Annotated in this window: 6 protein-coding genes, 1 tRNA gene and 2 rRNA genes (1 of these 9 cut by a window edge); 3 read left to right on the top strand and 6 right to left on the bottom strand. The window is 61.5% G+C overall.

What is annotated here, in order from left to right; genetic code table 11:
- From AYJ57_RS15835 to AYJ57_RS15825, 3 genes are all read left to right on the top strand, one after another.
- Nucleotides 1-1,604, top strand: a 23S ribosomal RNA gene (locus tag AYJ57_RS15835) (it extends 1,230 nt beyond the left edge of the window).
- Nucleotides 1,605-1,776: 172 nt separating this feature from the next.
- A 5S ribosomal RNA gene (rrf, locus tag AYJ57_RS15830) occupies nt 1,777-1,891 on the top strand.
- Between the two features lie 57 nt (nt 1,892-1,948).
- Nucleotides 1,949-2,025: transfer RNA gene (locus AYJ57_RS15825), tRNA-Met, on the top strand.
- On the opposite strand, the gene AYJ57_RS25545 is transcribed toward AYJ57_RS15825, so the two are convergent.
- From AYJ57_RS25545 to AYJ57_RS15790, 6 genes are all read right to left on the bottom strand, one after another.
- Complete coding sequence (locus AYJ57_RS25545) at nt 1,982-3,625, bottom strand: recombinase family protein (RefSeq protein WP_083191392.1); 1,644 nt, start codon at nt 3,623-3,625, stop codon at nt 1,982-1,984. The two genes, AYJ57_RS15825 and AYJ57_RS25545, sit on opposite strands and share 44 nt — an antisense overlap.
- Nucleotide 3,626: 1 nt before the next feature.
- Nucleotides 3,627-4,673 carry a tyrosine-type recombinase/integrase gene (locus AYJ57_RS15815; protein ID WP_157374211.1) on the bottom strand — a complete coding sequence of 349 codons (1,047 nt, stop codon included), beginning with the start codon at nt 4,671-4,673 and terminating at the stop codon, nt 3,627-3,629.
- Nucleotides 4,670-6,346, bottom strand: coding sequence for a site-specific integrase (locus AYJ57_RS15810; RefSeq protein WP_066108092.1), 1,677 nt, complete (start codon nt 6,344-6,346; stop codon nt 4,670-4,672). The genes AYJ57_RS15815 and AYJ57_RS15810 overlap by 4 nt, the downstream gene beginning before the upstream one ends.
- 166 nt (nt 6,347-6,512) lie before the next feature.
- Complete coding sequence (locus AYJ57_RS15805) at nt 6,513-6,719, bottom strand: hypothetical protein (protein WP_066108090.1); 207 nt, start codon at nt 6,717-6,719, stop codon at nt 6,513-6,515.
- A 180-nt stretch (nt 6,720-6,899) separates the two neighbouring features.
- Entirely contained in the window at nt 6,900-7,754 is an 855-nt protein-coding gene (locus AYJ57_RS15795) for a hypothetical protein (protein WP_157374209.1), read from the bottom strand.
- 1,316 nt (nt 7,755-9,070) lie between these two features.
- Nucleotides 9,071-10,288, bottom strand: coding sequence for a hypothetical protein (locus AYJ57_RS15790; RefSeq protein ID WP_066108079.1), 1,218 nt, complete (start codon nt 10,286-10,288; stop codon nt 9,071-9,073).
- Nucleotides 10,289-10,360: the final 72 nt, after the last annotated feature.

The following is a 10,360-nucleotide window of genomic DNA, read 5'->3' as shown; positions in this document are numbered from 1 at the left end:
AGGACTACTCCTCTTCTGCATCCTTCGGGATGTAATGGAGGAGCAAGTCCTTTCTGTGAAGCCGGGCTGTAAGGCATCCGGTGGAGAGATCACTAGCGAGAATGATGACATGAGTAGCGACAAAGAGTGTGAGAGACACTCTCGCCGAAAGTCCAAGGGTTCCTGCTTAAAGCTAATCTGAGCAGGGTAAGCCGGCCCCTAAGGCGAGGCCGAAAGGCGTAGTCGATGGGAACCAGGTCAATATTCCTGGGCCATGTGGTGGTGACGGATTGCAGAGGTCGTTCTTCCTTATCGGATTGGAAGGGCGGCTGAGCGGTTCCTGGAAATAGCCCCACTTTGAGACCGTACCCTAAACCGACACAGGTGGACTGGTAGAGAATACCAAGGCGCTTGAGAGAACGATGTTGAAGGAACTCGGCAAAATACCTCCGTAAGTTCGCGAGAAGGAGGCCCAGTTTCAACGCAAGTTTTGGCTGGGGGCACAAACCAGGGGGTGGCGACTGTTTACTAAAAACACAGGGCTCTGCGAAGTCGCAAGACGACGTATAGGGTCTGACGCCTGCCCGGTGCCTGAAGGTTAAAAGGAGGGGTGAGAGCTCTGAATTGAAGCCCAGGTAAACGGCGGCCGTAACTATAACGGTCCTAAGGTAGCGAAATTCCTTGTCGGGTAAGTTCCGACCTGCACGAATGGCGTAACGACTTCCCCGCTGTCTCCAACATCGACTCAGCGAAATTGAATTGCCTGTCAAGATGCAGGCTTCCCGCGGTTAGACGGAAAGACCCCGTGCACCTTTACTACAGCTTCACACTGGCATCAGGCCATGCATGTGCAGGATAGGTGGTAGGCTTCGAAGCGGACACGCCAGTGTCCGTGGAGCCTCCCTTGAGATACCACCCTTGCATTGCTTGATGTCTAACCGCGATCCCTTATCGGGTTCCGGGACCCTGTGTGGCGGGTAGTTTGACTGGGGCGGTCGCCTCCTAAAGCGTAACGGAGGCGCGCGAAGGTTGGCTCAGAGCGGTCGGAAATCGCTCGTTGAGTGCAATGGCAGAAGCCAGCCTGACTGCAAGACTGACAAGTCGAGCAGAGTCGAAAGACGGCCATAGTGATCCGGTGGTCCCAAGTGGGAGGGCCATCGCTCAACGGATAAAAGGTACGCCGGGGATAACAGGCTGATACTGCCCAAGAGTCCATATCGACGGCAGTGTTTGGCACCTCGATGTCGGCTCATCTCATCCTGGGGCTGGAGCAGGTCCCAAGGGTATGGCTGTTCGCCATTTAAAGAGGTACGTGAGCTGGGTTTAGAACGTCGTGAGACAGTTCGGTCCCTATCTGCCGTGGGTGTAGGATACTTGAGAGGAGTTGCCCCTAGTACGAGAGGACCGGGGTGAACGATCCACTGGTGGACCAGTTGTCGTGCCAACGGCAGTGCTGGGTAGCTATGATCGGACAGGATAACCGCTGAAGGCATCTAAGCGGGAAGCCCCCCTCAAAACAAGGTATCCCTGAGGGCCGTGGAAGACCACCACGTCGATAGGCCGGAGGTGTAAGTGCAGCAATGCATTCAGCTGACCGGTACTAATGGCCCGATAGGCTTGATCCGATCCAGGAACAGCAAGGCTGTTCCAAGATCAGACGAAGCATACAACCCCTACAAAATACTTGACTTGGTATCTGTCGCTCCCAGCTTCCCGGGGGTGTCGGCCCGCAACCTGCTTCGCAGGTCGCTTCCGCCGACCCGTCGCGCTGCGCGCGACGTTGTGGGTTTTTCTTGGTTTGGTGGTCATAGCGCAAGCAAAACACCCGGCTCCATTCCGAACCCGGCCGTTAAGTGCTGCCGCGCCAATGGTACTGCGTCTCAAGACGTGGGAGAGTAGGTCACCGCCAAACCTAGTAAAACCCTCAATAAATCAACGTATCTCTCAAAACGATACAAATCGACTCTGTCGCGGGATGGAGCAGCCCGGTAGCTCGTCAGGCTCATAACCTGAAGGTCGTAGGTTCAAATCCTACTCCCGCAACCACTTTTACCGAACATGCATCGACACCGTGCAGCGCACCCGGTTGCGCCTGCTCGATCATCGCGGTGATTGCCCCTTCCAGTTCCAGAACCAGACTGCCGTTTACGCCCTCGTGGCGCACAACGACGCGTTCGATCAGGCCACGCAGCACCTCAAGTGCCGGCGTGCGGATCGCTTCGTCGCGCAAGGCGCCGGACAGTTCCGAGACCTTCTTGCGGTAGAGCTTGGCCAGACCGGGGTGGAAGCGCAGCGGGGCAGGGGAGGGGGCCTGCAACTCCGCCTCCAGTTCGGCCTTCTTCGCTTCCAGCTCTTCGAGTTGCTGCAGCAGGCCAGGCGTGCGGAATCCGTCGGCGATGGCGTCGTAGAGGCCCAGCAACTTGCGCTCGGTTTCCTTCAGCGCTCTTGCCGTCTGCTGCCTGGACGCCTTCTCGGAGGCGCGCTCAGCGTTGGCTGTCCTGGTGAAGGCCGCGACAAATTCGGCAACCGCTTCGGGCTGCATGAGGCGGTTCCGCAGAAGGTCGAGCACCGCCTCTTCCAGCACCGCGCGCTTGATCGACTTGCGGGCATCGCAGGTACCGAGCTTGCGGGCATTCGAGCAGGCGAGGTAGTCCCGTCCGACGGCGGCGAAGGTGCCACCGCAGCAGGCGCAAGCGAGCTTGCCGGTGAGCAGGTGCGGACCTCGGCGCTTTTCCCAGAACTTGCTCTTCCGGATGCCCTGAACTGCGGGCGTGGCGTCGATCTTGGTCTGTCGGGCCTTCACCGAAGCCCAGAGCGCATCGCTGACAATGCGCAACTCCGGTACCTCCTGAATGATCCAGTCGCTCTCAGGGTTGAGGCGCGAGACGCGTTTTCCCGTCGCGGGGTCCTTCACATAGCGCAGACGGTTCCACACCAGGCGCCCCAGATAGAGCTCGTTGTTCAAGAGCCCAGTGCCGCGGATACGGTGCCCGCGGATCGCCGTGTCACGCCAGAGCGCGCCGCGCGGGCCGGGGATACCGTCCTCGTTGAGGCGGCGTGCGATGGCCTTGGGAGAGTAACCTCCGGCGAATTCCTCGAATGCGCGCCGGATGATCTTTGCCTCCTCGGGAATGATCTCGCGCTCGCCGGTGACGGGCAGACCGTCTGCACCCAGCCGACGCACCACGGCATAGCCATAGGCATTGCCACCACCGGATTTGCCCGCTTCGACGCGTCCGCGCAGGCCGCGCCGCGTCTTGGCAGCAAGGTCTTTGAGGAACATCTGGTTCATCGTGCCCTTGAGGCCAACGTGCAGCTCGTTGACCTCGCCCTCTGAGAGGGTGACGACCCGCACGTTATGGAAGTCGAGCTGCTTGTAGAGCGTGGCGACGTCGGCTTGGTCCCGGCTTAGCCGGTCTAGGGCCTCGCAGAGGATGACGTCGAGCCCACCGCGCGCGGCGAGATCAATCAAGCTCTGCAGTCCGGGACGGTGCATGGAAGCCCCCGAAAGCGCCATGTCGCTGAACACCTGCACGACGCTCCAGCCTTCTGTGTGGGCGCGGTTTTGGCAGAGCCGCACCTGGTCTTCGATCGAGGCTTCTCGCTGCAGGGTCGACGAGAAGCGGGCGTAGATGGCGGTGCGCATGTCAGGCGTCCTTCTTGAGGCTGGCAATCAAGCTTGCATGGCTGCGGCTGACGTCCAGGGCAGTGGCGTGGTTGTAGTATTTCTCGGCCGTCAGATGGCCGTTGTGGCCGAGCAGGGGACGGATGTGCCCCACGGCCTCGGGCGAGATGCGGGCCAGCGTTGTGGCCGCGATGTCACGAAAGAGATGCGGTGAGATCACCACGCCGAAGAGGTCTTGGGTCAGGGTGCGGATCAGCGTGCCGGTTGCCGTCCCGGTCAGGGGCATGCCATCCTTGGTGACCCAGAGGCTATCATGCTCGGCACCGCCTCGCGCCATGAGGTACGGACGGGTTTCGCTTACGTAGCGCTGCAGCGACGGCGCAAGGACCTCGGGCACCACCGTGTTCCAGTAAGTCTTCGTCTTAGTGAGCTCCGGTTTGGTCACGATGTGGATGTCACCGTCCTCGAAGAGGATGGACTCGCCGAACCGGAGGCTGGTCAGCGTGCGCCGGCGCAGCGGGATCAGCGACAGGAAAGCCAGGAGCGTCCCGTTGCGCTGCTGCAGGGCTTTCTTGAGCGGCGACGCGATGGTTTCGGCCGCGGCCTCCAGCTCTAGGCTTTTCGCGAGCACAAATTGGCCGGAGAGGATGCGCCCGTCCTTGCGATGGCTGACGTAATTGTCGGCCTCCTTCTTCAGGTGGAATTCTATCTTCCGGAAAGGACCCCAGTCTGCGGTGGGATAGCAGGCCGCCAGCACTCGCAGGGCGCTGGATGCATAAAGATGCTTGCTCTTGGGCGACAGATGCGCGTTGGCCTCGATGAAATTCAGGTAGCGCGCAATGGTGAGGCGCTGGTCGGGTGGCTCGGAGAGCGCCCCCGGCAGGACGTCCGCCAGCCAGGTGAGCCATGTTCCGTAGCCGCTGCGGAGCATGCCGAGCGTTTCCTCCGCAAGATGCGACAGTGCGCCGATATCGTCGAACAGGCCGCCTGTCTGGACCGCGTGGCGCCACATCTGCTGATCTGCAGCTGGCCAGTCTTCAAGAAGCAGAATGCGAACGGTCCGGGTCACTGCTGCAGCTTCCCGACAATATCCGCATACGTGCGCGCAGCAGAGGTGGTCTCGACGCCGGTATAGGCGTTGAGCGTGCTGGTCAGCCGCGAATGGCCGAGCAGACGGCGCGCGGCCTCGTAGTGCCCGGGGCAGGCCTCCAGCAGGATGTGGGCGGCGAAATGACGGAAGAGGTGCAGGTTCACCTCGAGCCCAAGTTCGCGGCGCAGGCACTTCTTGAAATTGTCCGAAAGATGCTCGCCAGCCATCGGATGGCTGCCATCCCGCTTCGGGAAGAGATAGGTGGTTCCCGCAGGGCAAAGCCGGGGCGAGCGCAGAGCAATGTGGCCGTCGATCATCTCGACGATCCGCTTCGGCAATTCGAACTCCAGCATCATGCGGTTCTTCACCTCGTCCTGCGGGAAGACGAGGTAGACACGGCCGTCCCCGGGACGCTGCAGGTGGCGGTCGAGATCAATGGAGAGAAGGTTGCCGCGGCGGATCGGGCAATGCAGCAGGATTTCGAGGGCAATGGCCTGTTCGCGCAGGAGGCACGCCTTGTGGGACGTCTGAGTGCCGGCGCGCTTCATCAGGACCTCCGGCAGCTTGGCAATGCGTGCCGTCATCTGCGGGGCCAGCATTGGGCGCAAGCGCGCGCGGTTCTGCTCGGTCATCCCCTGCTGCTTCTTGGGCAAGCGCTTCACGTACTTGTCGATCAGGGGCTGCTCGGTCCGTCCGAGGTGGCGCCGCCCCACCTGTTGCAGGGCCAGGATGGTCAGTTTCAGGCCCGGGGTCAGCGCGTCACCGTTTCGCGCGTAGAGCCAGCGAAGGCCCGCCTCGAGCATCTGGTCGGAGAGGAGAGCCGCGATATCCGGGATGTCTTCGGCGGGGATACCGGACCGCACCACGGCGCCCGCGAAGCGCTCCAGAAGGCGGGCATAGGTCGCGATCGATGCCGGGGCGAGAGGACGAATGCCGGGCTCGGCGAGGAAGTCCGCGCGGCCTGCGGTCTTCTTGAAGCACGCAAGATCGGCCGAGAAGCTCGCAGGGAAGCTGGCGAGCGGAAGCTTGATCTTCTGGGCTTTCGGTTCGGTGCCCTTCAAGCGCGTCTTTGGCCATTCGGGGACATATTCGACCGCCCGGTTCCAGGCATTGACCGCATTGCGCAGCGATGCCGCAGGGTTCTTGCGGATCTCGTCATCCATCAGGGCGTCGTGGTACGCGGTCACATGCGGGTCTCCGACCTCTTCGGGGGCAACGCCAAGGCGATCCAGGAAGTAGACAAAGCGGCTGAGCGAGTCGTGGATCTTGCCGCTGGTGCGGGCCGTTTCCCACAGCACCCGCCAGCTTTCAGTCAGCGCATGTTGCTGGTTTGTTCTAACTTTCGCAATCCCGGAGTGCACCAGTGCAGCCCGGGCATTGCTCACGAGATTGGCCCAGGTCTTCTGCGAGACGCCGATCATGGCCGGGGTGATTGCTTCGAGCCGGGGCTGGAGCCACCGGGGATCCGCGGGCATGTTGCTCGGGGTCTTCCCCAGCGCTTCCGCCACGCGCTTGAGGGCGGAGGCCATGTCACGCTTGCGGGTGGGGCTCAGGTTGGTGTCCGCCTCGATTTTGGCGACCACGTCGCTGAACATGGGGGTCTGATGGGGGAGGAGGGCGAGGCTGAGGTCGTCGGCGCTAAAGTGCTTCATTCGGGTAAATCCTTTCTGGACATGGTGGGTCTCGGGAAGACCGGAGGGGACAGGGGTGGACATTCGGGAAGATAGTAGCACCGAAAACCATCTCTTTCCGGAGGCTATGTCTTCCCGACGTCTCGGTAACGCGCTGTCAATAAATGACTTTTGTGGACACCAGGCCCTACCAGTCGCGGCGGCGACGGTAGGCCATATGGGCGTCCGGATGGATGCGGATGAGGCGGCCGCGCGGGCCGGTCCGGATCACCTCGAGCAGCCCCGCGTCGATGGCGCGGCGCACGGTCTTCTCGGAAACATTGTCCTCGAAGGCGACCTGTTTCACGGTCTTGAGACGGGCAGTTTCCTTAGTTGGAATCTTTTGCGGGGGCATGGGGTGCGATCTCCTCACCGAGGTTGAAGGAGACACGCGTGTCCTTTGCCGCGGCCTCGCCGAGAAGGCGGGCGAGGGTGAGGAGAGCATCATCGATCCGATCGAGATCGGAAGCGGTCTGCTGTCGAGAGAAGGGAGCGCGTGTCATGGGTTGACCATGACCGCGCCGAGATCAGGGCACTAAGTGTATTGATCTGCACATTCGCCGTTTTTGAACTCGGGCGGGTCGAAGAGAGGATCCGGCTTTTCGATCTCCGCACGGAAGTGGTCGATGTCCACCCGGATCGTCTCACCGCTCAGCTCGGAGCTTGGCTGGGTGATCATCCTGACCACGGCTTGGATGAACTCGATCAAGGGCCCGTGGCGCTGCCCTCGTTTGCTGCCATCTGAGACGGTCGTGTAGGTCAGGGGCCTGCCGTCATCGAGCCAGACATGGCAGCAGCTTTCGATGACATATTGCCGGCGCTTATCCATGACCTTGCGTTTGTCGCGAGGTACGAGAACCGCGGCGGCGCCCGGAACATCGAGGAGACGGGCAATCGAAGTGAAGATGTCGTCCGTGAAATTTGCCGCTTCCGCCAGGGTCGAAAGCGCCTTGGGCAGGAGGCTGGCGTCTCTCGGGGTTTTCGCAAAGACAGTCGAGAGCGAAGCCAAGCCATCGCGTACTTCCGACAGAGAAAGGCCGCCTCGCTTCGCGCCACGCAAGAGGCGGCGGAGCTCCTTCTGGCCGGCCGCAATCGCCTGCGCGCGATTGACCTCGACCAAAACAATTGCCGACCCGTCATCGTCGAGGCAATTGCCGAGCATTACCGACAAGCTGCGAACCAGCTGCTCTGCAAGTGCGAAATGATCGCTGAGGTGATAGATCATCGCCTCGGAGAGCATGCCGCGTTCCAGGTAGTCACCGAGACGCCATGGCGCGGAGGTTCTGATCCCGTCAATGTTCGGATAGATGGTGTAGTCGGCCTCGTAGGCGGGATGCTGCATCGCGGAGCTGGCAGCCGCACCGTCTCTAATATTCATACGTGTGTTCATCTTTCTTCATGTGAAGATCGCCTCGAGCTTTCTTATCCCCCGACCTTGGGGAGCCGATCAACAGTGCCGAGAAGAGAGGAGAAGCTGAAGCGTCGCGCACTGGCCCTGAGGTGGACGAAACCTAGGAGAAACGGAAAAAGAACTTCCGGGAAAATCCGCGGTTTGAGGCGCCACGAAGCCGGCGAGAACGCGCGTTAGTCTATTCCGATGTTCATTGTGCTCCGGACGAAGTCTGATGGGAAGTTCACGGTGCGACCCGCTGGCCCGAACCGTCTGCGCGACGGGAGGGCTCCGCCGCTTCGGGCCAGCTACCCTTCCACGGCGTCAAATGAAGACGAGAAACTCACGACTCGCCGATCAATACACTTACTCAAGAACCAGCGGCTTCCAGAAGGTCGCGACCAAGTCGGGACAACCGGCTTCGTTGCGCCTGGTTTACTCTCGCTGCTTCTCCACGCGGACGTACTCAAAAACAGTGACCACGGCGCGTTCGTCTGCCGGCCTTCAAAGACGGACTATGGTTCGGGGACTACCCCATCCCGCGCTGGTACGGCTCCTTCTGGGCTGGCGCAGAAACGCGACAACGGAACCCACCGGCCGGCCGGCCGTCGCCTCTGGCGGTCAGGCGGATCGGGGACTGCAAAGGCCACGAACGGCCGATGTGGGGCAGGTGAGAAGCCTGCGGGGAAGCGGCTGGCCTCCGAGAAAGGGCATCGCGTGGATACGAGCCAGGAAGAGAAGGACCTTTCCCTGCATGCCGGGGGGAAGGAGCGGGGGCCGGCTATTGCCCGGCGAAACCTCGGTAAGCTGGGACAATGCCGAAATATCTGACTAAGGGGTTTCCCGCAGCTTTCAGCGCAGGTGATCTGCGCATCTTTGGACGGGCAGCTAGGCGGACCTTCATGCCGTTCGCTGCGGTTGCGAGAGGAGGTTCCGCGCATATCGGCATTGCGCAGAAAGCGGACTGAGGGAGCGTTGTCTGTCGACTCGCCGCAGCAGGCTCCAATGCCGCGGTACCGAAACTGGAATCGGTCCTTCGATGTCCGCCGGAACAATTTTGAGGGGCTTGCCGTCGCCTGTGTGACATGGTCACCGCGATGGGCGCTGGCGGGAAATGATGTCCAATAGCCAGCTCAGCTAGTTGTGCCTGGAGATCGACAAACAGAATGCGAATCTGTTCGCGACGCGTCGCCCACCCTTGAATCGCCTATGCATGATCCGAACTCGAGTGCGTCGTTGAAGCAAGAACGCACCAGCCTCGGCCGGTGCGTTCCAGGATCATCGACGTGGGGCCGGTCGTGACCGGCCAACCCCGCTTATTGCACAACGGCGAGAACGTTGTTGCCGCCCATCTGCGAGAAGCCGGTCACGTTGCCGTCGCCGACCTGAAGCACGGCCACCTGATTGGCAGAGGCGTTCGACATGCCGTCGCCCACGGTGCCCGAGATTACGTTGTCGCCGCCGATCTGGGCGAAGGCAAAGAGGTTGTCGTTGCCAAAGACCGCATAGTCGATTGCGTTTCCGCCGGTCACGAGCGCCGAGTCCTGCAGGATGCTGCCCTGCGTCAGGTTCGACTGCGCGGACACCAGCGTCCCCGCATCGCCGGTCATCGCGCCAACGCCGTTGCCATTACCGGTGAAGGTCGCAAGAACCGAGTTCAGATCGCCGGTCTGGGCGACCTCGATAGCGTTGCCGTTGCCGGTCTGCGCGATGTCGGCTGCGTTGCCGGTCGAGGTGACCGAAGTGCCCTGCTTGACCAGCGCGCTGTTGCCGTCCTCCTTCTGCAGGATCCAGACGTGGTTGCCGTTCGAGCCCAGCACGTCGGCGCTTGCGATGTTGAGGTCGCCGCGCTGCTCGATGAACATCGACAGCTTGCCGAAGGTCGAAGCCGCCAGCGGCGGGTTGCGGGTGACGGCGTTGTTGTCGCCCTCAATCGAGGCGCTGCTGACCGTGTTGCTGCTGCCGTACTGGCGGACGTACATGCCGAGCTCGGAGCCGGTGAACGGACCGGTATTCTGCGATACGCCGTTGTTGTTGCCGACGATCTTGGCCGAGGTGATGACGTTGTTCGACCCGGCTTCCTGCACGAGGCGCATGTGGTTGTTGTCGCCCTGCTGGAGCGCAAGACCGATCGTGCCGTCGTCGTTGCCGTTGTGGCCGATGTTCATGCTGTTGTCGTTGCCTTCCTGCAGCACCTTGGAGACCACGTTGGAATCCGAGTTGTTGAGGTCGGTGGCACTGAATCTGTTGTTGTCGCCCAGCTGGTCCAGCATCAGGAAGTCATTATTCCCGACGCCGCCGTTGCAGCAGTACTCGTTGTTGTAGGAGATGCGGTTGTTGTCGCCCTCTTGGGTAACCGGGTCGGCCGTGGTGCCGATGTCGTTGCCGCCGAAACCGCGGCTCTGCTTGACCAGCGCGCTGTTCCCGTTCCCGAGCTGCTCGAGATAGAGACTGTTGTTGTCTGCCGCAAAGAGCGCCGGGGCCGAAAGGGCAAGCGCGGTGGACGTGGCGAGAACAGTTCTAAAGATTCCCATTTACCTTACTCCTGCTGGATGGAGGCGCGCAGCCCCCGGACTTGAACTATTGCGGCGGCCCGCCCGTGCGGG

This window comes from Salipiger sp. CCB-MM3, from assembly GCF_001687105.1.
GTDB lineage: Bacteria > Pseudomonadota > Alphaproteobacteria > Rhodobacterales > Rhodobacteraceae > Salipiger.
Note: the sequence above shows the minus strand (reverse complement) of the source record. Positions and strands in the feature narration are given on the sequence as shown.